This is a genomic window from Dickeya undicola (assembly GCF_000784735.1).
In the GTDB taxonomy this organism is placed as follows: domain Bacteria; phylum Pseudomonadota; class Gammaproteobacteria; order Enterobacterales; family Enterobacteriaceae; genus Dickeya; species Dickeya undicola.
In genome coordinates this window covers 124909-145684 of record NZ_JSYG01000034.1, presented here as the reverse complement: position 1 = coordinate 145684, position 20776 = coordinate 124909, and the positions used below count along the sequence as shown (strand labels likewise).

At 54.6% G+C, this 20776-nt stretch carries 22 protein-coding genes and 1 pseudogene; 10 read left to right on the top strand and 13 right to left on the bottom strand.

All coding sequences use genetic code 11. The features are described 5' to 3' along the window. The first annotated feature begins 150 nt into the window (after positions 1 to 150). Together OB87_RS16460 and OB87_RS16455 are read left to right on the top strand one after the other, a co-directional pair. Positions 151 to 1293, top strand: coding sequence for an endonuclease/exonuclease/phosphatase family protein (locus OB87_RS16460; protein ID WP_033570488.1), 1143 nt, complete (start codon positions 151 to 153; stop codon positions 1291 to 1293). A gap of 68 nt (positions 1294 to 1361) precedes the next feature. Next, positions 1362 to 1761 (top strand): annotated as a pseudogene (locus OB87_RS16455) (ASCH domain-containing protein). Between the two features lie 219 nt (positions 1762 to 1980). Here the strand turns inward: OB87_RS16455 and tenpIN are convergent. After that, the gene (gene tenpIN, locus OB87_RS16450) at positions 1981 to 2496 is read right to left on the bottom strand and encodes a type III toxin-antitoxin system TenpIN family toxin (protein ID WP_081977409.1); all 516 of its coding nucleotides are present in this window, start codon (positions 2494 to 2496) and stop codon (positions 1981 to 1983) included. Between the two features lie 282 nt (positions 2497 to 2778). Further along, positions 2779 to 2964, bottom strand: coding sequence for a YlcI/YnfO family protein (locus tag OB87_RS20855; protein ID WP_033570487.1), 186 nt, complete (start codon positions 2962 to 2964; stop codon positions 2779 to 2781). Positions 2965 to 3150: 186 nt separating this feature from the next. On the opposite strand from OB87_RS20855, the gene OB87_RS20045 reads away from it, so the two are divergent. Together OB87_RS20045 and OB87_RS16435 are read left to right on the top strand one after the other, a co-directional pair. Beyond that, on the top strand, positions 3151 to 3339 hold the full coding sequence (locus OB87_RS20045; protein ID WP_072025494.1) for a host cell division inhibitor Icd-like protein: 189 nt from the start codon (positions 3151 to 3153) through the stop codon (positions 3337 to 3339). Further along, positions 3332 to 3523, top strand: a complete 192-nt coding sequence (locus OB87_RS16435; protein ID WP_033570485.1) for a hypothetical protein — start codon at positions 3332 to 3334, stop codon at positions 3521 to 3523. The genes OB87_RS20045 and OB87_RS16435 overlap by 8 nt, the downstream gene beginning before the upstream one ends. A gap of 125 nt (positions 3524 to 3648) precedes the next feature. On the opposite strand, the gene fis is transcribed toward OB87_RS16435, so the two are convergent. The 11 genes from fis to acuI all read right to left on the bottom strand — a co-directional run bounded on the left by fis (position 3649) and on the right by acuI (position 13487). Beyond that, complete coding sequence (fis, locus tag OB87_RS16430) at positions 3649 to 3945, bottom strand: DNA-binding transcriptional regulator Fis (protein ID WP_012883002.1); 297 nt, start codon at positions 3943 to 3945, stop codon at positions 3649 to 3651. Between the two features lie 23 nt (positions 3946 to 3968). Beyond that, complete coding sequence (dusB, locus tag OB87_RS16425; RefSeq protein ID WP_033570484.1) at positions 3969 to 4934, bottom strand: tRNA dihydrouridine synthase DusB; 966 nt, start codon at positions 4932 to 4934, stop codon at positions 3969 to 3971. Positions 4935 to 5266: 332 nt separating this feature from the next. After that, positions 5267 to 6154 carry a 50S ribosomal protein L11 methyltransferase gene (gene prmA, locus OB87_RS16420; RefSeq protein WP_033570483.1) on the bottom strand — a complete coding sequence of 296 codons (888 nt, stop codon included), beginning with the start codon at positions 6152 to 6154 and terminating at the stop codon, positions 5267 to 5269. Positions 6155 to 6168: 14 nt separating this feature from the next. Beyond that, positions 6169 to 7620, bottom strand: a complete 1452-nt coding sequence (panF, locus tag OB87_RS16415; protein ID WP_033570482.1) for a sodium/pantothenate symporter — start codon at positions 7618 to 7620, stop codon at positions 6169 to 6171. Continuing rightward, on the bottom strand, positions 7610 to 7852 hold the full coding sequence (locus OB87_RS16410) for a YhdT family protein (RefSeq protein WP_033570481.1): 243 nt from the start codon (positions 7850 to 7852) through the stop codon (positions 7610 to 7612). The genes panF and OB87_RS16410 overlap by 11 nt, the downstream gene beginning before the upstream one ends. A gap of 178 nt (positions 7853 to 8030) precedes the next feature. Next, positions 8031 to 9374 carry an acetyl-CoA carboxylase biotin carboxylase subunit gene (accC, locus tag OB87_RS16405; RefSeq protein WP_033570480.1) on the bottom strand — a complete coding sequence of 448 codons (1344 nt, stop codon included), beginning with the start codon at positions 9372 to 9374 and terminating at the stop codon, positions 8031 to 8033. 11 nt (positions 9375 to 9385) lie between these two features. Next, positions 9386 to 9847, bottom strand: a complete 462-nt coding sequence (accB, locus tag OB87_RS16400; RefSeq protein ID WP_033570479.1) for an acetyl-CoA carboxylase biotin carboxyl carrier protein — start codon at positions 9845 to 9847, stop codon at positions 9386 to 9388. 35 nt (positions 9848 to 9882) lie between these two features. Continuing rightward, positions 9883 to 10335, bottom strand: coding sequence for a type II 3-dehydroquinate dehydratase (gene aroQ / locus OB87_RS16395; protein WP_033570478.1), 453 nt, complete (start codon positions 10333 to 10335; stop codon positions 9883 to 9885). A gap of 238 nt (positions 10336 to 10573) precedes the next feature. After that, positions 10574 to 11173, bottom strand: a complete 600-nt coding sequence (msrQ, locus tag OB87_RS16390; protein WP_033570477.1) for a protein-methionine-sulfoxide reductase heme-binding subunit MsrQ — start codon at positions 11171 to 11173, stop codon at positions 10574 to 10576. A 67-nt stretch (positions 11174 to 11240) separates the two neighbouring features. Beyond that, positions 11241 to 12242: a protein-methionine-sulfoxide reductase catalytic subunit MsrP gene (gene msrP / locus OB87_RS16385; protein ID WP_033570476.1), complete on the bottom strand. Its 1002-nt coding sequence runs from the start codon at positions 12240 to 12242 to the stop codon at positions 11241 to 11243. Between the two features lie 258 nt (positions 12243 to 12500). Further along, positions 12501 to 13487, bottom strand: coding sequence for an acrylyl-CoA reductase (NADPH) (gene acuI, locus OB87_RS16380; RefSeq protein WP_033570475.1), 987 nt, complete (start codon positions 13485 to 13487; stop codon positions 12501 to 12503). Positions 13488 to 13639: 152 nt separating this feature from the next. Here acuI and csrD point away from each other — a divergent pair, with 152 nt between their 5' ends. The 6 genes from csrD to rng all read left to right on the top strand — a co-directional run bounded on the left by csrD (position 13640) and on the right by rng (position 20762). Then, complete coding sequence (gene csrD, locus OB87_RS16375) at positions 13640 to 15586, top strand: RNase E specificity factor CsrD (protein ID WP_033570474.1); 1947 nt, start codon at positions 13640 to 13642, stop codon at positions 15584 to 15586. A 314-nt stretch (positions 15587 to 15900) separates the two neighbouring features. Further along, positions 15901 to 16944: a rod shape-determining protein MreB gene (gene mreB, locus OB87_RS16370; protein WP_012883014.1), complete on the top strand. Its 1044-nt coding sequence runs from the start codon at positions 15901 to 15903 to the stop codon at positions 16942 to 16944. Between the two features lie 104 nt (positions 16945 to 17048). Next, positions 17049 to 18182: a rod shape-determining protein MreC gene (gene mreC / locus OB87_RS16365; RefSeq protein WP_033570473.1), complete on the top strand. Its 1134-nt coding sequence runs from the start codon at positions 17049 to 17051 to the stop codon at positions 18180 to 18182. A 14-nt stretch (positions 18183 to 18196) separates the two neighbouring features. Beyond that, complete coding sequence (gene mreD / locus OB87_RS16360) at positions 18197 to 18685, top strand: rod shape-determining protein MreD (RefSeq protein WP_033570505.1); 489 nt, start codon at positions 18197 to 18199, stop codon at positions 18683 to 18685. Between the two features lie 24 nt (positions 18686 to 18709). After that, positions 18710 to 19303, top strand: coding sequence for a Maf family protein (locus OB87_RS16355; protein ID WP_033570472.1), 594 nt, complete (start codon positions 18710 to 18712; stop codon positions 19301 to 19303). Further along, positions 19293 to 20762, top strand: coding sequence for a ribonuclease G (rng, locus tag OB87_RS16350; protein WP_033570471.1), 1470 nt, complete (start codon positions 19293 to 19295; stop codon positions 20760 to 20762). Before OB87_RS16355 ends, rng begins: the two co-directional genes overlap by 11 nt. The last annotated feature ends 14 nt before the right edge of the window (positions 20763 to 20776 follow it).

The window sequence follows — 20776 nt, the reverse complement described above, 5'->3', positions numbered from 1 at the left end:
TATATCCGCTATGAATATAGTGAGCCATCATGGTTTTTACCACAGAGAACCACAGGTTAGGGTCGCCGGGCGGAGGGCGATATTCGCTGGTCATAATCGGCTGCTACACTCTGTAATGTCTTGCCGTTGCCTGTTGCCCGAGGAGGAGCCATGAAGCTCAGACTTGCCAGCTATAACGTTGAAAACCTGTTTCACCGCACCGCGATTCTCAACCTGCCCGACCCACAGCAAAGCAGTGAATTATTGGAGAAAGTACGCCAGTTACAAGCGCTGCTGGATACCGATAAATATGACGACGCGCTGAAAGATCGGGTTTTTACCCTGACCAGCAATCTCCAGCCCTACATTGACCTTCGTGTGGATAGCGGCTCGCTCGGTAGTTGGAAAAGCGAAGCGGGCAAGACTGGATTGCGCATTAACAAGAGCTGCCAGGGGCGAGGCGACTGGCTGGGCGAGCTGATTTTTCGCGCCGAAGCGTTCGGCGATCAACAGCGAAAAAATACCGGGTTGGTCATCAAGGCGCTGAATGCCGATATCTTATGCGCGGTGGAAGTGGAGAACATGGCGGTGCTGCGCGATTTCAACCGGCAAATTTTGGCGGATCAGGCATTCGCTCAATATGTTTTGATCGACAGCCCGAACGACCCGCGCGGTATTGATGTTGCTTGCCTGACGCGACATCACATTACCCAATTGCGTACCCATATTTTCGACGTTGGCGAGTCATCGACCCCGATCTTCAGCCGCGATTGTCTGGAGGTGACGATCGATGTTGGCCTGCCGCGTCCGGTGCATGTGTTGTGTAATCACTTCAAAAGCCAGAACGGCCGTAATAATGACGAGCGCGAACGCGCGGCCAAACGGCGGCGGGCACAGGCGGAGCGGGTTGCCGATATTGCCCGCGGGTACAATCTGCAGCAGGAGTATGTGGTGGTAATGGGCGACCTGAATGAGGATGTCTCCAATCCCTGGCACAGTCTGGCACCGCTGTTTTCCGTGCCGGACTTGCACCCTGCTATCGATCCTTCCCTGCCGGAATCGGCGCGTTATACCTATTATTTTTCGGGTGGTAAGGCTGGAGAACGGTTGAACCAGCTGGACTATATTTTCATCTCCACGCCGTTGCATCAGGCCAAGGTCACCTGCGGCATTGAGCGGCGCGGTATCTATAACATTGATAAGATCACCGCCAAAGAAGGCGCGGAGCCGGTGACGCCATTCCCGACCGTCACCTCCTGGGATACGGCGGCGTCGGATCACGCTGCCGTGTGGGTCGAGCTGAATATCTCCTGATGGCCTCATTACCACTATGATGGCGTAAGAAAATAGCGCCATCATAGTGGTATAAGAAGAGGACGATAATGAGCTATAAACAAGTATTAGATAACTACCCAGAGGCACTGCGCTGGTCATTTGGTGACAGCCCCGAGCTGGCAGATGAGCTGCTGCAACTGGTGTGGGAAGGGCATAAAACCGCGACCTGTAGCGAATATCACGCATTTAAAAGCGAGCAGGCACCACAGGTCGGTGATTACAGCATTGTGTTGGACGGCGCAGGGCAACCCTCCTGCGTGATTCGGACTCGCTCGTTAACGCTGGTGCGCTACTGTGATGTGACGGCGGAAATGGCAGCAAAAGAGGGTGAAGGCGACAAAAGCTTGGCTTTCTGGCAGCAAGCGCATCAGGCGTTTTTTGAAATAGGAGGCACGTTCGCTTATGCTGCTGGTGTTTGAAGAATTTGAGCTGGTTGAGGTGTTGTGATTCTGGGTTGGCTGCTGATAAACCCGACTGTGTTTGTCGTCGGGCGGCTAAATTTGATGGTTGTTATATACACTCTTAGTGCTAATTAGCTGCAGGTAATGCTATACGTAGTATATTCGGCAGGGACGTGGGAACGGCGCGAAGCTAGATAGAATTCTGGTCTGCACTGTTGGGGGAAAGAAACCAACGGGCAGAATTAATTAAAGCCGCAGTTGCGGCTCATTCGGCAGACGGTACTGTTAATCCAAGCTCGGTATGATAGTTTATCAGGGTAGTAAAGCGGTAATCGCGGCGCAGTATATTCGTATCATTTTTTCTGACGGCCTCAACATAACGAGCCACATATTTGGAAAACTGTTTGGTAACATGCGATTCTTTAGAAAGCAGGTCTTTCGCGGCTTTTTTACTTTTCAGAAGGAAGACTTCAGCGCTAACGTAAGACGGATCGGTTATTAGCATGGCTTTAGAGTAGTCCAGTCCCATTCCCCTGACGTCGTTCCTGCTTGTGTCGCGCTCAATGATGTGACAGTCATCATGGCGGATATGTGACCTGACCGGAATGGCGAAAGTTAGTCCATTCAGCTGTATCTGGACAATTCCATGGCCTCTGATTTTATCGCCACCGAGCCATGAATTTGATCTAGCGTCGAAATCGAGTGCTTCATGCACCACGGGATTATGCTGATAAAAAGTACTGTCTAGCTTTCTAAGTTCCATAAGCGTCCGATTTTCCATACAAAAAAACCCTGACAAATAGACAGGGTTTTTAGGGTAGTTATCTTACAAGGAATTTGGGTTTTTACCGTGGGGATATTCCTACCGCCACAAACAAACAAGGAATTTGGGTTTTTACCGTGGGGATATTCCTACCGCCACAACTAAACTACGGCATTATCATGGCACAAATAGGGCATAAATGCAACACCGATGCTGATAACTATGGCCAACATATATACATACGCAAATGCTTGCTTATGGCACTAGTTGACTTGCAGCCTACACTACCCGCAACAACACTCAGTCTTTGTATTCGTCTTTGGACGATTTTCGCTGGCGGCGTTTGATCTCGCCTTTTACTGCGGTGATGATGAATTGCGCCTTTGTCTCGCCAGCTTCAAGGCTGCTTTCCATTTCGGCAACAACATCGTGCGGGAACCTTGCATTCAACTGCTGTGACTTGTTGTTAATTGAACCCGTTGCCATTACTGGATCTCCGTGTACTAAGTGCGATTCAGTATACGTAAAAATAATTCTAAAAAACACCTTGAGGTGCGATTCACTTAGGCGTAATGTTAGTCATATAGGTGCGATTCACCTATGAAATATGAAGCCCGGCAGTGTTGTAGCACTAACCGGGCCTCTAACCACAATGTTATAGGAGCTAACACTATGGCTGATATCCAGTCTACCCAAACTCGCCCCGAATTTCAGTATCGCTTTCTTGCTTTGGGAATCGCCTTCCAACGTGTCGTGCATATTATCGCTACCACCGGGCGTCAGGCGCGAGAACATTCCCCTGATGGCTATGTGATGGTTTTCGCTGGTCGCCTGCCCGTTCAGGAGGTGCACCATGTTTGACAACACGCCGTTAGAACCCGAAGAAGTGCTCGATCAGTGTCGTGCGCTGGCTCACGCGATTGTTGAATTGAATCATCCGGAATCGAAAGAGATTTTAACGTTCGTGTTAGCGGAACGGTTGGAGAACCTGTACCGACTCTTTCATGCGTCGGAAACGGACAAAGCAGAGGGAATGAGTCATTAACAACGAATTCCTCATCTCGCAGGCGCGTCCACACTAAGGTCGTTGCAGCCTGAATAGAGGGCAAAGAAAAAGGCGCTTAACCGAAGAGGTAAAGCACCTTTTTTCAAAGGATAAACTGATGGCTATCAGTTCATGCCGTATTTTTTCAGTTTCTTACGCAGCGTGCCGCGGTTGATACCCATCATCAGAGCAGCGCGAGTCTGGTTGCCGCGGGTGTATTGCATCACCATGTCCAACAGCGGCTGTTCTACTTCAGCCAGTACCAGCTCATACAGGTCATTCACGTCCTGACCATTCAGTTGAGCGAAATAGTTCTTCAGTGCCTGTTTAACCGAGTCGCGCAGGGGTTTTTGGGTTACCTGAGCCTGAGAGTTTACAGTGGAAACGGTCAGTACGTCAGAATTCACGCGTTGTTCGAACATAGTTCTGTCAGCTCTTTTTCTGTTTACGCAAGATTTTCAAAATATGCCTTCAACGCCTCCAGCTGTTCGCTGGCGTCCTCTATTGCGTTGAATGTGCGCCTAAACTGGTCGTTTGGGGCGTGCTCCTGGAGATACCAGGACACGTGCTTACGCGCTATACGAAATCCCTTGCCTGGACCATAAAAGTCGTGCAATTCCCGTATATGCTCGATCAACAAGCGCTTGACCTCTGCCAGTGGCAGGGGCGGCAGCAACTCCCCTGTGTCCAGATAATGCTGGATTTCCCGAAAGATCCAGGGTCTTCCCTGAGCGGCTCGTCCTATCATCAGGGCGTCTGCCCCGGTGTAATCAAGAACCGCTCTGGCTTTGCGCGGGTCAGTAATGTCGCCATTCGCAATGATGGGAATGGAAACGCTCTGCTTAACTGTCCGAATACTGTCGTATTCCGCTTCGCCATTGAACAGACACGCGCGCGTGCGTCCATGAACAGTAAGCGCCTGAATACCGCAGTCTTCAGCCAATTTGGCAATCTCTACACAGTTACGGTGCTCTGGTGCCCAACCAGTGCGAATTTTCAGTGTTACCGGCACGTCTACCGCTTTCACCACCGCCGTCAGGATCTGTTTGACCAGTTCCGGATACTGCAACAACGCCGATCCGGCCATCTTGCGGTTGACCTTCTTGGCTGGGCATCCCATGTTGATGTCGATGACCTGCGCGCCGTTCTCCGCATTGATTCTGGCGGCCGCTGCCATCTCGTCCGGATCACCACCGGCTATCTGCACCGCTCGGATACCGGGCTCATCGCTATGCACCATGCGCAGTCGCGACTTGTCCGAACGCCACACTTCCGGATTGGAAGAGAGCATCTCGGATACCGTCATTCCAGCGCCCATCGCGTGACAGAGTGCCCGGAACGGGCGATCGCTTACGCCCGCCATCGGGGCGGCAATCAAACGATTGGGAAGCTGAAATTGTCCAATGCGCATAGACAAAGAGTGACCATACTGTGCCTGCAAGGGCGCGTATATTACGCATTTTTTACGCGATAGGAAAGGCCAAACTTTGAGCAATTGAGCGGAACAGATCAAGGAAATGCCGCATTGCCTTCACGCGGTTTTTATTTTTCTTTTATTTACATAAGGTTATTTTCATGTCGCTGATTTTGTAAACAGATGAGGGAAATGAAACATCTGCCTGAATATGCTGTTTCACTGCATGGAAGCAGTGATTGATGGCGTAGGTTGTATGTTTATCCAGCGAAATGTCCAGATGAAACGCCTGCCGGAACCGTGATATTCCGGCAGGCAACCGCAACAGGTCAGACTGGTTTGCGGATACCGGTAATGCGGCACCACTCTTCTTTTTCCGCTACCGGGTCGAGCTGGAATTGGTCTTCATAAGCATTTGCCACGCTTTGCGCTTGCGAAGCCAGAATACCGGACAGGCCGAGGTGACCGCTGCTCTTAGGCAACACACTGATCAACGGTGCCAGTTCACGCAGAGGACCCGCCAGAATGTTGGCGACCACCACGTCGGCGGACAGGTCTTGGGGCTGATCCTTCGGCAGATACAGCTCCAGACGTTCGGATACGCCGTTACGCTGCGCGTTGTCGCGGCTGGCCTGAATCGCCTGCGGGTCGATATCGATACCGATGGCGTGGGCGGCACCGAGTTTCAGCGCGGCAATCGCCAGAATGCCGGAACCACAGCCGAAATCGATGATGGTCTTGCCGTTCAGGTCTAGCCCATCGAGCCATTGCAGGCACAACGAGGTGGTCGGGTGGGTGCCGGTGCCAAACGCCAGACCGGGGTCCAGCATCACGTTGACCGCGTTCGGGTCCGGCACGTCGCGCCAGCTCGGGCAAATCCACAGCCGCTTGCCGAACTGCATCGGGTGGAAGTTTTCCATCCATTCCCGTTCCCAGTCCTTATCTTCCAGTTGTTCGATTTTGTGCCGGAAACCGGCACCAAGCAGCGGTTCCTGCTCCAGCATGGCGACGACCTCAGCCATGTCGGTTTCAGCGTCGTACAGACCGATGACGTCGGTATCGCCCCATAAACGGGTTTCACCTGGCAGCGGTTCGAACACCGGCGTGTCATGGGTGTCCTGAAACGTGACCGAGACAGCACCGCTTTCTGACAGCGCGTCGCCCAGTTGTTCCGCGTGTGCGCCGGATGTATTAATTTTCAGTTGAATCCACGGCATAGCAGCCTCTGACCTCAAAGTGATGAAGATGCGACAACCGCCGATGCGGGCTGGTGCCCAAAGCGGTTGCCCAGAATAAACGCCACCAGGCTTAACAGCAGTGATGGCACAATGGGATGAAAACCGGCCAGCTGGATGCTGAAGCTGGCGAGTAAGGTGTAACTGGCTGCGCCGCTGAACATGGAGCACAGCGCACCGGAGGCGTTAGCGCGTTCCCAGTACAGGCCTAGCACCAGCGGCCACAGGAACACCGCTTCCAGTCCACCGAATGCCAACAGGTTCAGCCAGATGATCATTTCCGGCGGCCGCCATGACGCCAGCAAGACCAACAGGCCGAGTAGCAAGGTGGTGAAACTGGACAGATGGCGGATATAACGCTCGTTGCTTATCTTTTGAGGATAGACGCTCAGGTAAAGATCTTTCACGATCGTCGCAGAAGCTTGCAACAAGTGCGCGTTAATGTTCGACATGATGGCGGCGGTCGGCGCAGCCAGAAAGATCCCGGCGGCCAGCGGCGGCAACACGGTGAGCATCAGTTCCGGCAATACCTGGTCCGGAATGGTCAGGTTGGGCAGGATGGCGCGCCCCAGCGCACCGGCCAGATGCATACCCAGCATCAGTACGCTGATGACGAGGGTGCCGATCAGGATGCCGCGATGCAGCGCTTTGCTGTCGCGGTAGGAAATGCAGCGCACGGCGGTGTTGGGCAGGCCGATGACGCCGAAACACACCAGCACCCAGAACGACGCCATGAACGGTGCCGACAGGATCTGGTTGCTGCCGTGCGGATCGACCAGCGCCGGGTTGATCTGCGCCAGTTTATCGACAGCGGCCGGTAAACCACCTGCTGCATAGATGACGCCCACCAGTAACAGCAGGGTGCCGATGAGCATCACAATGCCTTGTAGCGCATCATTCAATACGCTGGCGCGAAAGCCGCCGAACGCGGTGTAGAGCGCGATGGTAATGCCAAAAATCAACAGCCCAAGGTTGTAAGGCACGTGCGCTACCGTCTCCAGCAGCCGGGCACCACCGATAAACTGCACCGCCATCGCGCCGATAAATGCCACCAGCAGGCTCAGGCTGGCGAACCAGACCAGCAAGCGGCTGCCGTAGCGGGCATATAGCATGTCATTAAGCGTGATGGCGTTATAACGGCGTGCCAGAATCGCGAACTTCTTGCCGAGGATGCTGAGCGATAACAGCATGGTGGGCACCTGAATCATCGACAGCAGTACCCAGCCCAACCCGTATTTGTAGGCCGCACCAGGGCCACCGATGAACGAACTGGCGCTGACATAAGTGCCGATCAGCGTCATTGCCAGCACGAAGCCGCCCATTGAGCGGTTGCCGATAAAATATTCGGTGAGAAAGTTACCCTGCTGGCGACGTCGCCAGGCATATATCGACAAGCCGAACACCAGCAGCAGATAAGCAATCAGCGGTAGGATGACATCACTTTGCATCGTGATCCTCCAGTGAAACATCGCGGAACACCACGCGCACCATCAGCCAACACAGGCCGATAAACAGCAACGGTAACGCCAGACAGGCCAGTTCGAACCAGTGCGGCAAGCCGGTCAGGCCGGGACGGTTGTCGGGCAGATAGGCAAAGAGCACCCAGGCCACCAGATAAGCCAGCGTCAGTATCAATGACCAACGGGCTTCGCGGTGAGCCTGAAGAAAGCGTTTATCCATGATTTCCCCTTAAGTCCTGCAGGAAGTCGGGTATATAGGTGACACAAAACAGGGGATTTTACGGCATGTCAGCCAATTGCCCAGCGAAAAATCGATGTATCGAGCCAGAAAGAGACGGGGGCGGCGGAAATAAAAACGGGCCGACATGAGCGACCCGTTTCTTCATCGGTGCGGGAGATTACTGCAGACCGAGTTTCTTCTCCAGATAGTGGATGTTAGTGCCACCGTGCTGGAAGTTTTCGTCGGACATGATGCGCATCTGCAATTCCACGTTGGTCTTGATGCCATCAATGATCAGTTCCGCCAGTGCGTTCTTCATACGGGAAATGGCGATATCGCGGCTTTCTCCGTAGGTGATCAACTTGCCGATCATGGAATCGTAGTGCGGCGGCACGGTGTAGCCCGCATAAATGTGCGATTCCCAGCGCACGCCAAAACCGCCTGGCGCATGGAAGCGAGTGATCTTGCCAGGGCTTGGCAGGAAAGTGTTCGGGTCTTCCGCGTTGATACGGCATTCCACCGCATGGCCGCGCACCTGAACTTCGCTCTGCTTGATGGACAGCGGCTGACCTGCGGCGATACGCAGCTGTTCTTTGATCAGATCGACGCCAGTAATCATCTCGGTTACCGGATGTTCTACCTGAATACGGGTGTTCATCTCGATGAAATAGAACTCGCCGTTCTCGAACAGGAACTCAAACGTACCCGCGCCACGGTAGTTAATGTCCACGCAAGCTTTGGCACAACGTTCGCCGATATAACGGCGCAGATCAGCGGTGATGCCCGGTGCAGGTGCTTCTTCCACCACTTTCTGGTGACGGCGCTGCATGGAACAGTCACGCTCCGCCAGATAAATGGCGTTGCCCTGACCGTCCGCCAATACCTGGATCTCCACGTGACGCGGGTTTTCCAGATATTTTTCCATGTAGACCATGTCGTTGTTGAACGCGGCTTTGGCTTCCGCACGGGTCATGGCGATGGATTGTTCCAGGTCTTTTTCGCTACGCACGACACGCATACCGCGACCGCCGCCGCCGCCAGAGGCTTTGATAATGACCGGATAACCGATGCGCTTGCCGATGGCACGGTTCTTATCCATGTCGTCGCCCAGCGGGCCGTCAGAACCCGGTACGCAGGGAACACCAGCTTTTTTCATGGCGCTGATGGCCGACACTTTGTCACCCATCAGGCGAATGGTGTCGGCGCGTGGGCCGATGAAAATAAAGCCGGAGCGCTCAACCTGTTCGGCGAAATCGGCGTTTTCAGACAGGAAACCGTAACCGGGGTGGATAGCCACCGCGCCGGTGATTTCCGCTGCTGCAATGATCGCCGGGATATTCAGGTAGCTTTTCGGGGACGGTGCCGGGCCGATGCACACGGTTTCGTCCGCCAGCAATACGTGTTTCAGGTCGCGGTCCGCTGTGGAGTGCACGGCGACGGTTTTGATGCCCAGTTCTTTACAGGCACGCAAAATGCGCAGAGCAATCTCACCGCGGTTGGCGATGACAATTTTATCTAGCATGGTAAGCCTCGTTATTCGATGACAACCAGTGGCTCGTCAAATTCAACCGGCTGGCCGCTTTCAACCAGAATGGCTTTCACCACGCCTGCTTTGTCCGCTTCGATCTGGTTCATCATTTTCATTGCTTCAACGATGCACAGGGTATCGCCCACTTTTACCTGCTGGCCGATTTCCACGAAGGCTTTGGCGTCCGGGCTCGGCGTGCGATAGAAGGTGCCGACCATCGGTGAGCGCACAACGTGACCGCTGATGGCGGCTGGCGCGGCTTCAGCGGCGGCGGCGGGCGCAGCAACCGGGGCGGCGGCCGGAGCGACCTGCGGCATCGGGGCGTAGGCCTGCTGCATAATCGGGTAGCTACCCGGAGCCGGGGCACGACTGATGCGTACTGACTCTTCGCCTTCGGAGATTTCCAGTTCGGCGATGCCGGATTCTTCAACCAGTTCGATCAGTTTCTTGATTTTACGAATATCCATGAATGTGGTTCCGTACTCTTGTTTATTGGAAACGGTTAATTGGACGTTGACAGGCGTTTGACCGCCGTCTGTAAACCATAATGGTATCCGTCTGCCCCCAGACCACAGATCACCCCGGCTGACACGTCGGACAGATAGGAGTGATGGCGGAAGGGTTCACGTGCGTACACGTTGGTCAGATGGATCTCGATAAACGGGATGGCGACCGCCAGCAGGGCATCCCGCAGCGCCACACTGGTGTGGGTAAAGGCTGCTGGATTAATCAGAATGAAATCGGTGTTTCCTCTGGCCTGATGGATACGGTCAATCAGCTCATGTTCCGCATTAGATTGCAGATGGGAAAGCTGCACGTTCAGCGCTGACGCATCCTGCTCCAGTCGGCTCACGATCTCCGCCAGCGTCGTATGGCCGTATTTATCCGGCTCACGGGTGCCCAGCAGATTCAGGTTTGGACCGTTAAGGAGCAAAATGTGAAACTTGTCTGCCATTGTGCTGCTATCTCCCTCGATTGGCTCAGTGGCGCACAACATAACGCGAAGCTATCCGTTTGTCACCCTTTGCTGGGCGAAAATATCCGTTTTCACCCGCAAGGTTTGAACATTATAGCCATATCGTAGCAGTTGGCAGCGAAATACTGGTCTTATCTCCGGAGTTACCCGGTCGGCATTGACAAATTTTTACGAAATTTCACCGAAAAGGCCGCCTGATTCATGCTGAAATTTCTGATTAACGACGCAGCTGGCGCAATTTTTTGTAGCGAAAAAGCAGCAAGATGGCGGCAACTAACGCATAAATGATTGGCAATGGTGACAGCGATTTAACCGACCAAAGATAATGAACCGGGGCGAGGATCGCGACCAGATAAATGAGATTATGCAGCTTTTGCCAGCGAGCGCCCAGTTTCCGCTGTGCCGATTGCGTGGAGGTTGCCGTCAGTGCCAGCAGGATGAGCCAGCTCGCCATACCGAGTGTCAGATAAGGCCGCAGGAAAATCTCTTTTCCCAGCAGATCGAGATGATTGACCCCCAACTCCAGCAAGGTGTAACTGAGCAAATGCAGGCTGGCCCAGGCAAAACACCAAATCCCCAGCAGGCGACGGCAACGAATCAGCAGCGGCTGTTTGCCATAGCGCGCCAGCGGCGTCACCATCAGCGTTGCCAGCAGCAGTTTGAGTGCCATCCTGCCGGTAAAATGCTGGATATCTTTTGCCGGATCGGCGCTGAATGCGCCCTGATTAACAGCAAATACCAGCCATACCAGCGGCAGGAACGCCGCCAGATGAAGAAGCACTTTCAGTACAGTGATATGTCGGGCGGTTAAACGCATATAGCGGCTTTCCTGTGTAGTGACTATTCCTGTCAGTCGCGGAGCATATGGATTAAACCCGCGGCGATCAGTAATTCGCCCGTAAATCCAGCCCTTGATACAGTGAAGCAACCTGATCGGCATAACCGTTGAACATTAATGTCGGCTGGCGTTGAACGTTCAACAGGCCACCGGAGCCGATCACCCGCTCACTGGCCTGTGACCAACGGGGATGATCAACATTCGGATTAACGTTGGCATAAAACCCGTATTCGTTGGGCGCGGACAGATTCCAGGTGGACGGCGGCGGCTGTCGGGTCAGCCGGATATGCACGATGGATTTGATGTTCTTAAAGCCGTATTTCCACGGTGTAACCAGCCGTATCGGCGCGCCGTTTTGCGGCGGCAGCGTTTTGCCGTATACGCCGACTGCCAGTAACGTCAGCGGATGCATGGCTTCGTCCATGCGTAATCCTTCGACGTAGGGATAGTCCAGACCACCACCGACAAAGCTGTCTTTCTGGCCGGGCATCTGTGCCGGGTCGTAGAGTGTTTGAAAGGCAACATAACGGGCGTCGCTGGTGGGTTCGGCCAGTTTTATCAATTGCGACAGTTCAAAGCCAACCCACGGGATCACCATCGACCAGGCTTCGACGCAGCGAAAACGGTAGATACGTTCTTCCAGTGGGAAACGGCGGCGAATGTCGTCGATATCCAACGTTATGGGTTTGGCGACTTCGCCGTCAATGCGAACTTTCCAACCATCAGTTTTCAGGCCTCCTGCTTTGGCGGCAGGGTCGGCCTTATCCAGACCGAATTCATAGAAGTTGTTGTAGCCGGTTACTTTGTCTTCCGGCGTTAACGCCAGGTCCGGGTGCCACTGCGGTGGTTGGCTGAACGTCAGCGGCTTGCCGGGCGGAGCAACAGGTGCCGGTTTGCCCTGGAACCAGTTGAGCAGGTCGGCGCGTACGCCGGACGACAGGCTCAATGTCGCGGCGGTAAGACCTAACGCTTTGAGGACGGTACGGCGTTGGTGGAAGAGTGACTCCGGCGTTACATCGGCGTCGGTCAGTTTGCGATGTCTGGACATGGTGAACTCCCGCTTTTGATTATTGGTGTCTGGCTGGGGGATTCGGGTTAAAGGCTCGCCTTCAACGTCATGGCGATAGGGTCAGTATGCGGTGAAATAATGTGCTGGGGAACCGTTCTTTTTTTACCGGGTGTTACATTATGCCCAGTGTTGTCTTATACCGAGTTTACATCCTACCTGGTGTCCTGTTGTTCATTCTGGCGGTTGTTGCAACAGAAAGAAGAGGACAGGCCGTTGCCGACCCGTCCTGAAACGGGGTTAATTCGCTGCGCCGACACGCACCAGCGTACGGCCGGTAACCCGGTTTTCCAGCAGAGCAGCGGCGGTGGCGGGAACCTGCTCCAGCGTAATTTCCTGCGTAACCTGCTCATAGAATGACGCTGGCAGCAGTGTGGCCAGACGACGCCAGGCTTCCTGACGCCGCGCGCGGGGCGTCATTACCGAATCGACGCCTTGCAGGCGTACATTGCGCAGAATAAATGGCATCACCGTGGCTGGTAGCGATATACCGCCCGCCAGCCCACAGGCTGCCACTGTTGCACCATAATGCATTTGGGTCAGCAGCGTTGCCAGTACCTGATCGCCTACCGTGTCGATGGCACCAGCCCAGCGTTGTTTCTCTAACGGCCGACCGGCGGTGGCGAACGCGTTGCGATCCAGCACCTGATGCGCGCCAAGTTGCTGCAAATAGGCGCTGTTGTCCGCCCGGCCGCTGATCGCTATCACCTGATAACCCAGCGCGTGCAACAACGCAACGGCGGTACTGCCGACGCCGCCGCTGGCACCACTGACCACCACCTCGCCGCTTGCCGGGGTCACACCGCCGTCTTCCAGCGCCATGACGCACAGCATGGCGGTAAAACCGGCAGTGCCGAGGATCATCGCCTGACGCGGTGTAAGCCCTTGCGGCAGCGGCACCAGCCAATCAGCCTGGACTCGTGCCTGTTCTGCCAGCCCGCCCCAATGATTCTCTCCCACGCCCCACCCTGTCAGTACTACAGGCTGCCCGGCCTGGAAGTCGGGATGGTCGCTGTGGCGAACGGTTCCGGCAAAATCAATACCCGGCACCATCGGGAATTGACGAATAATCTTTCCTTTACCGGTGATAGCCAACGCATCCTTATAGTTGATGCCGGACCAGTCGACGTCGACAGTGACATCGCCATCAGGTAATTGTGACGGTTCGATGGCACTAACGTCGGCCAAAGTCAGGCCGTCTTGTTGCCTGAGCACTAAAGCGCGCATAAAAATCCTCCTTATCGGGGACAAAAATAGAGGTAAATCATTTAAGGACTATATTTGTAACGGGTAGTATGCGAACTGATAAATCGCAAACAACACACAAAGTATCTCATGAAAGCACTTTTCAATTCTTTGATACGGAGTTAGGCGCAGGGATGGGGTTGACTGCCAGAATATCGATATTGATGACGATGCTGACGACATTGGCCGTAGTGCTCATGTTGGGCAGCAGCATTTTTAGTTTTGTGTGTTATAGCCAGCAACGAATGGAGCACCAGCTCAGGGCGGTGGCGGCGAGTATTGATCAGGCACTGCTGGTGCAGCCGCCTGGCAATATCCAGTTCTGGTTACCGGCGGTGATGAAAGCGGCTGGCATCGTGGAGCTGGAAATCCGTGACGGGCACGAAAGCCTCTATTTATTACGTTTGCCGGAAATGTTATCGGACAGCGACGACAGTGCGTTGGTTTATCGCCATGCCCGCTTACCGCTATTACACCATACCGATGTAAAGGTGAACGTCACCTATAGCGATCCGCTGTTCGGGACGCCCCGTTATCTCAAGTCCGCGTTGTCTATTGTGCTGATGATTTTGGTGATCGCGGTGGTCGCCTTTCATGGTGTGCGCTGGTTGCGGCGACAGATGGCCGGGCAGGAACAGTTGGAGAAGCGAGCACGGCGGATTCTGGCAGGGGAGCGTGACAGCGTGATGCACGGTTCAGTACACGAGTGGCCCGCGATGGCCAGCGGTGCGCTGGATCAACTGCTGTTGGATTTGGTCGAGGCACGTGAAGCACGCAGCCGGGTGGATACGTTGATCCGCTCGTTCGCGGCACAGGATGCGCAAACCGGTCTGAATAACCGACTATTTTTTGAGAATCAACTCGCCACGCAACTGGAAGACCCGGAAGACGTCGGTACGCACGGTGTGGTGATGATGATTCGCCTACCGGATTTTGACACCCTGCAGGAAACACACGGCTACGGCGGCGTACTGGAAGAGTACCGCAATACCCTGATCAATCTGCTGTCCACGTTTGTCTTACGCTACCCCTCGGCGCTGTTGGCGCGTTACTACCACAGTGATTTTACGGTGCTGTTGCCGCACCGCACCTTGAAAGAAGCTGACAGCATTGCCAGCCAGTTAGTCAAGGCGATCGATATTTTGCCGGTGACGCCGTTGATCGATCGGGAAGATATTTTGCACATCGGCATTAGCGCCTACCACGGCGGACAGACTACCGAACAGGTGATGGAAAGCGTGGAAGATGCCACTCGCAATGCCGTATTGCAGGGCGGCAACGGCTGGTGCGTGTATGACCGGCGGGTGCCGGAAAAAGGTCGAGGTAGCGTGAAGTGGCGCACGCTGCTGGAACATACCTTGTTGCGTGGTGGGCCGCGTTTGTATCAGAAACCGGCAATTACCCGCGACGGGGGTGTACATCACCGGGAAATGTTTAGCAGAATTTATGATGGCACCCAAGAATTGCTGGAGGCCGAGTACATGCCGCTGGTGCGTCAGCTCGGTCTGACTTCCGGTTATGATCGGCAGTTAATCGACCGGGTGATTGCTCTGACGGTCAGTTGGCAGGATTCAGTGCTGGCTTTACCGATTACGGTGGATTCGCTGTTGCAGCGGCCATTCCTGCGTTGGTTGCGCGAAACGCTGCTCCAGTGTCCGAAAAAACAGCGCGAGCGATTATTGTTTGAACTTGCTGAAGCGGATGTGTGTCAATATATCGGCCGTTTGCGACCGATACTTGCCATGATCACCGGTTTGGGCTGTCGGCTAGCGGTGACGCAGGCTGGGCTGACGCTGGTCAGCACCGCCTATATCAAGTCGCTGCAGGTGGAAGTTATCAAGCTGCATCCAGGGCTGGTGCGCAGTCTGGATAAGCGACCGGAGAATCAACTGTTTGTTAGCAGTCTGACCGAAGCCTGTAAGGGGACGCGTGCTCAGGTATTCGCCGCTGGCGTTCGGACGCGCGAAGAGTGGCAGACGTTGCTGGACAAAGGTGTTTGTGGCGGTCAGGGCGATCTGTTCGCCGCTTCTGAGCCTGTCGGCAACACGCTGAAAAAATATTCACCACGCACGTATGTTTGATGTCAAAATCCGAACAAACTAGCGTAGAATATCGGCGCCATAGCGTAGCTGACCGGTTTGCTGAACGGGGCGGCGTGCACGAAAATGTTAGATTTTATGTCGGTGGTTCGCGCAATTTTCGAGGGTAGTTCGCGATAATCCCAGCCACTGCCAGAAGGATCGCTGTTCTGCAGGCATTTATTATTATGGCAATTTGCGCAAACATCATTTTTTCACCGTAGCAGAGCCGGTTAGCGCCTTGTCGCTGCTGCGTGTGGTTGGTACAGTAAGCGGATTTCATTTCCGCCCCCAGCTTGCAGGATTATCCTTTAGTTATGTTTAAGAAATTTCGTGGCATGTTTTCCAACGACTTGTCCATCGACCTGGGTACAGCCAATACCCTGATTTACGTAAAAGGACAAGGCATAGTACTGAATGAGCCTTCCGTGGTGGCTATTCGCCAGGATCGTGCCGGTTCCCCGAAAAGCGTGGCCGCTGTTGGTCACGAGGCCAAACAGATGTTGGGCCGTACACCGGGCAATATCGCTGCCATTCGCCCGATGAAAGACGGTGTGATCGCCGACTTCTTCGTCACCGAGAAAATGTTGCAGCACTTCATCAAACAGGTGCACAGCAACAGCTTCATGCGTCCGAGTCCGCGTGTGTTGGTGTGTGTGCCAGTCGGTGCAACCCAGGTTGAACGCCGTGCGATCCGCGAATCTGCGCAGGGCGCAGGTGCCCGCGAAGTGTTCCTGATCGAAGAGCCGATGGCGGCCGCGATTGGTGCCGGTCTGCCGGTATCCGAAGCAACCGGCTCCATGGTGGTGGATATCGGTGGTGGTACAACCGAAGTGGCGGTGATCTCCCTGAACGGCGTGGTGTACTCCTCCTCGGTACGTATCGGTGGTGACCGTTTCGACGAAGCCATCATCAATTATGTTCGCCGTAACTACGGCTCGCTTATCGGTGAAGCGACCGCTGAGCGTATCAAACATGAAATCGGCTCTGCCTATCCGGGTGATGAAGTGCGCGAAATTGAAGTGCGCGGTCGTAACCTGGCTGAAGGTGTGCCACGTGGTTTCAACCTCAACTCCAATGAAATTCTGGAAGCGTTGCAGGAACCGCTGACCGGTATTGTCAGCGCAGTGATGGTCGCGCTGGAGCAGTGCCCGCCGGAACTGGCGTCCGATATTTCTGAACGCGGTATGGTGTTGACCGGCGGTGGTGCTCTGTTGCGCAACCTCGATCGCCTGCTGATGGAAGAAACCGGTATTCCGGTCGTGGTGGCGGAAGATCCGTTGACCTGCGTAGCACGTGGCGGTGGTAAGGCGTTGGAAATGATCGACATGCATGGCGGCGATTTGTTCAGCGAAGAATAATCCGGCCAGAACAAAGAAGGGGGGACCGTTCGCATGGATGAAAGCCTGCTGTATTCATCCCGTGTGGCAGCCCCCTTTTTTATTGTCGAGGAATACGCAATTTTATGAAGCCGATTTTTAGCCGGGGCCCTTCCCTGCAACTGCGCCTTTTTCTTGCAGTTATTACCGCAATTGTCATTATTTTTGCTGACAGTCGGCTCGGTACGTTTGTCAAAATCAGAACGTACATGGATACCGCCGTCAGCCCATTCTATTTTCTGGCGAATGGCCCGCGCGCCATGCTGGATAACCTGTCTGCCAATCTGACCTCCCGTGAACAGCTGGAGCGGGAAAATACCGCCCTGCGTCAGGAACTGCTGCTGAAAAACAGCGATTTGCTGTTGCTGGGGCAATTTCGTCAGGAGAATGCCCGTCTGCGTGAACTGCTGGGGTCGCCACTGCGTCAGGAAGAGCAGAAGATGGTCACGCAGGTGCTGTCTTCCGGTTCCGATCCCTATAGCGATCAGGTCGTTATCGATAAAGGTAACGTCAATGGTGTGTATGAAGGACAACCGGTCATCAGCGATAAAGGCGTGGTTGGCCAGGTTGTGGCGGTGGGGCAGTTTACCAGCCGTGTGCTGTTGATTTGCGATGCATCTCATGCGTTGCCGATCCAGGTGTTGCGCAACGACATCCGTGTTATCGCCGCTGGTAACGGCTGTACCGAAGATTTACAACTGGAACATCTACCCAACAATACCGACATCCGGGTTGGCGATGTGCTGGTCACCTCCGGTCTGGGCGGGCGTTTCCCGGAAGGGTATCCGGTGGCGGTGGTGTCGTCCGTGAAAGTGGACACCCAGCGCGCTTACACCGTCATTCAGGCCCATCCTACTGCTGAACTGCAACGCCTGCGTTATCTGTTGCTGATGTGGGGCGTCGACAGCAATTCCCACACCGCGCTGCCGCCAGACGACGTGCACCGGGTAGCGAACGAGCGTCTGATGCAGATGATGCCGCACGTGCTGCCGTCGCCAGAAGAAATGGGGCCGCCTGCACCGTCGTCAACGACACCGACGGCCGACTTTGTTGGGCCGCCCACACCGCCAGCTAAAGCGGCACCCGCCAAAAGCAATAATGCCGCACCGTCCAAACCGGCGAATGCCACATCGCCCCGGCGTACCACGGCACCAGCCTCCAATCCGACTGCGCCGTCGCAGCAAAGAACGGTGCCCGGCGTGTCGGGAGGTAACCAATGATGGGGGGTAACCCAATGAATAGTTACCGTCGACACGGACATTGGATTATCTGGCTCTCTTTTCTGGTGGCAATGGTATTGCAGATCATGCCCTGGCCGGATGACCTCTACATGTATCGTCCTTCCTGGTTGACGCTGATCCTGATTTATTGGGTGATGGCGTTGCCGCACCGGGTTAATGTCGGCACTGGGTTTGTGCTGGGGATGATCACCGACTTGATCCTGGGCTCCACATTGGGAGTACGGGCATTGGGGCTGAGCATTATTGCTTATCTGGTGGCGTTCAAATTCCAGTTGTTCCGTAATATGGCGCTGTGGCAGCAGGCGTTGATCGTCATGCTGTTATCGCTGGTGCTGGATTTACTGGTGTTCTGGGCTGAGTTCCTGGTGATCAATGTCTCTTTACGGCCGGAAATTTTCTGGAATAGTGTTGTCGACGGCATACTGTGGCCGTGGCTGTTCCTGCTGATGCGCAAGATTCGCCGCCAGTTCGCCGTTCAATAACAAGTAAATAATAAGAGGATAGTGATGACCGAACTGTATCTGGCATCCGCGTCGCCTCGTCGCCGCGAATTGCTGACGTTGCTGGACTTATCGTTCGATATTTTGAAGATCGATGTTGCCGAGCAACGCCAGCCGGATGAAACGCCGGAGCAGTATGTCAGCCGTCTGGCGTGCGACAAAGCCACTGCGGGTGTGGCGGCAGCACCGGAAGACTTGCCGGTGCTGGGTGCGGATACCATTGTGGTGTTGAACGGCCAGGTGCTGGAAAAACCCCGTGATGAAGACGATGCCGCCCGTATCCTGCGCGCGTTATCCGGTCAGCGTCATCAGGTAATGACCGCGCTGACGCTGGCGGACCGCCGTGAGAGCGTGTCGGCACGGGTCGTGACCGAGGTACAGTTCCGCACGCTATCCGACGATGAAATCACACATTATATCGCCACTGGCGAGCCGATGGATAAAGCCGGTGCTTACGGCATCCAGGGAAAAGGCGGATGTTTTGTTAAATCGATTTTCGGGAGTTATCACGCCGTGGTAGGGTTGCCATTGGTGGAAACTCTTGAATTGTTCACACATTTTTCTGCACGGCGTAAAGAACGAGGAACCCATGACCGCTGAGTTGCTGGTAAACATTACCCCTTCAGAGACGCGTGTCGCTTATATCGACGGCGGTATTTTGCAGGAAATCCATATCGAGCGAGAAGCCCGGCGTGGAATTGTTGGCAATATCTACAAAGGTCGGGTTAGCCGTGTGTTGCCGGGTATGCAGGCCGCGTTTGTTGATATCGGGCTGGATAAAGCGGCGTTTCTGCACGCGTCCGATATCATGCCGCACACCGAGTGTGTCGCTGGTGATGAGCAGAAAAACTTCCATGTGCGCGACATCGCCGAACTGGTGCGTCAGGGGCAGGATCTGATGGTCCAGGTGGTGAAAGACCCACTTGGCACCAAGGGCGCGCGCCTGACTACCGATATCACGCTGCCGTCGCGTTATCTGGTGTTTATGCCGGGTGCGTCGCACGTTGGGGTATCTCAGCGTATTGAAAGTGAAGCCGAACGCGAGCGTCTGAAAAAGACGGTAGCTGATTACTGTGACGAGCAGGGCGGCTTTATCATCCGTACCGCCGCCGAAGGCGTGGGTGAAGAAGAGCTGTCGCAAGATGCCGCCTTTCTCAAGCGCTTGTGGACCAAGGTGATGGAGCGCAAAAAGCGCAACCAGACCAAATGTAAACTGTATGGCGAGCTGGCGCTGGCCCACCGCATCCTGCGTGATTTTGCTGGCGCGTCGCTGGATCGCATCCGTGTCGATTCAAGGCTGACTTACGACTCGCTGCTGGAGTTCACCGCTGAATACATCCCGGAAATGACCAGCAAGCTGGAGCATTACAGCGGAAAACAGCCGATTTTTGACCTGTACGACGTGGAAAATGAGATTCAGCGGGCGTTGGATCGTAAAGTAGAACTGAAATCCGGCGGTTACCTGATTATCGACCAGACGGAAGCGATGACCACCATCGACATTAATACCGGCGCGTTTGTCGGTCACCGTAATCTGGACGAAACCATTTTCAATACCAATATCGAAGCGACACAGGCGATTGCCCGTCAGCTGCGGCTGCGCAATCTGGGCGGGATCATCATCATCGATTTCATCGACATGGGGAATGAGGATCATCGCCGTCGTGTGCTGCATTCGCTAGAGCAGGCGCTCAGCAAGGATCGGGTTAAAACCGGTATCAGCGGTTTCTCTCAATTGGGACTGGTGGAGATGACGCGCAAGCGCACCCGTGAGAGCATAGAACATGTGTTGTGTAGCGAGTGTCCTACCTGTCATGGCCGTGGGTCGGTGAAAACCGTGGAAACCGTGTGCTATGAGATCATGCGCGAAATCGTGCGTGTGCATCATGCTTACGATTCCGATCGTTTCCTGGTTTATGCTTCTCCGGCGGTCGGCGAAGCATTGAAAAGTGACGAGTCACATGCGCTGGCGGAGGTGGAGATTTTCGTCGGCAAGCAGGTTAAGGTTCAGATCGAACCCCTGTACAGCCAGGAGCAGTTTGATGTGGTCATGATGTAAGGTCATGCCGCCCG

Bases quoted from the DNA above. Each gene is read 5' to 3' on its own strand.
- accB (WP_033570479.1), bottom strand. From the start codon at position 9,847: ATGGATATTCGTAAAATCAAGAAACTGATCGAACTGGTTGAAGAATCC.
- panF (WP_033570482.1), bottom strand. From the start codon at position 7,620: ATGCAAAGTGATGTCATCCTACCGCTGATTGCTTATCTGCTGCTGGTG.
- mreC (WP_033570473.1), top strand. From the start codon at position 17,049: ATGAAGCCGATTTTTAGCCGGGGCCCTTCCCTGCAACTGCGCCTTTTT.
- acuI (WP_033570475.1), bottom strand. From the start codon at position 13,487: ATGCGCGCTTTAGTGCTCAGGCAACAAGACGGCCTGACTTTGGCCGAC.
- dusB (WP_033570484.1), bottom strand. From the start codon at position 4,934: ATGCGCATTGGACAATTTCAGCTTCCCAATCGTTTGATTGCCGCCCCG.
- tenpIN (WP_081977409.1), bottom strand. From the start codon at position 2,496: ATGGAAAATCGGACGCTTATGGAACTTAGAAAGCTAGACAGTACTTTT.
- csrD (WP_033570474.1), top strand. From the start codon at position 13,640: ATGGGGTTGACTGCCAGAATATCGATATTGATGACGATGCTGACGACA.
- msrP (WP_033570476.1), bottom strand. From the start codon at position 12,242: ATGTCCAGACATCGCAAACTGACCGACGCCGATGTAACGCCGGAGTCA.
- mreB (WP_012883014.1), top strand. From the start codon at position 15,901: ATGTTTAAGAAATTTCGTGGCATGTTTTCCAACGACTTGTCCATCGAC.
- aroQ (WP_033570478.1), bottom strand. From the start codon at position 10,335: ATGGCAGACAAGTTTCACATTTTGCTCCTTAACGGTCCAAACCTGAAT.
- OB87_RS16435 (WP_033570485.1), top strand. From the start codon at position 3,332: ATGTTTGACAACACGCCGTTAGAACCCGAAGAAGTGCTCGATCAGTGT.
- OB87_RS16355 (WP_033570472.1), top strand. From the start codon at position 18,710: ATGACCGAACTGTATCTGGCATCCGCGTCGCCTCGTCGCCGCGAATTG.
- prmA (WP_033570483.1), bottom strand. From the start codon at position 6,154: ATGCCGTGGATTCAACTGAAAATTAATACATCCGGCGCACACGCGGAA.
- OB87_RS20045 (WP_072025494.1), top strand. From the start codon at position 3,151: ATGGCTGATATCCAGTCTACCCAAACTCGCCCCGAATTTCAGTATCGC.
- msrQ (WP_033570477.1), bottom strand. From the start codon at position 11,173: ATGCGTTTAACCGCCCGACATATCACTGTACTGAAAGTGCTTCTTCAT.
- OB87_RS20855 (WP_033570487.1), bottom strand. From the start codon at position 2,964: ATGGCAACGGGTTCAATTAACAACAAGTCACAGCAGTTGAATGCAAGG.
- fis (WP_012883002.1), bottom strand. From the start codon at position 3,945: ATGTTCGAACAACGCGTGAATTCTGACGTACTGACCGTTTCCACTGTA.
- rng (WP_033570471.1), top strand. From the start codon at position 19,293: ATGACCGCTGAGTTGCTGGTAAACATTACCCCTTCAGAGACGCGTGTC.
- OB87_RS16410 (WP_033570481.1), bottom strand. From the start codon at position 7,852: ATGGATAAACGCTTTCTTCAGGCTCACCGCGAAGCCCGTTGGTCATTG.
- OB87_RS16460 (WP_033570488.1), top strand. From the start codon at position 151: ATGAAGCTCAGACTTGCCAGCTATAACGTTGAAAACCTGTTTCACCGC.
- accC (WP_033570480.1), bottom strand. From the start codon at position 9,374: ATGCTAGATAAAATTGTCATCGCCAACCGCGGTGAGATTGCTCTGCGC.
- mreD (WP_033570505.1), top strand. From the start codon at position 18,197: ATGAATAGTTACCGTCGACACGGACATTGGATTATCTGGCTCTCTTTT.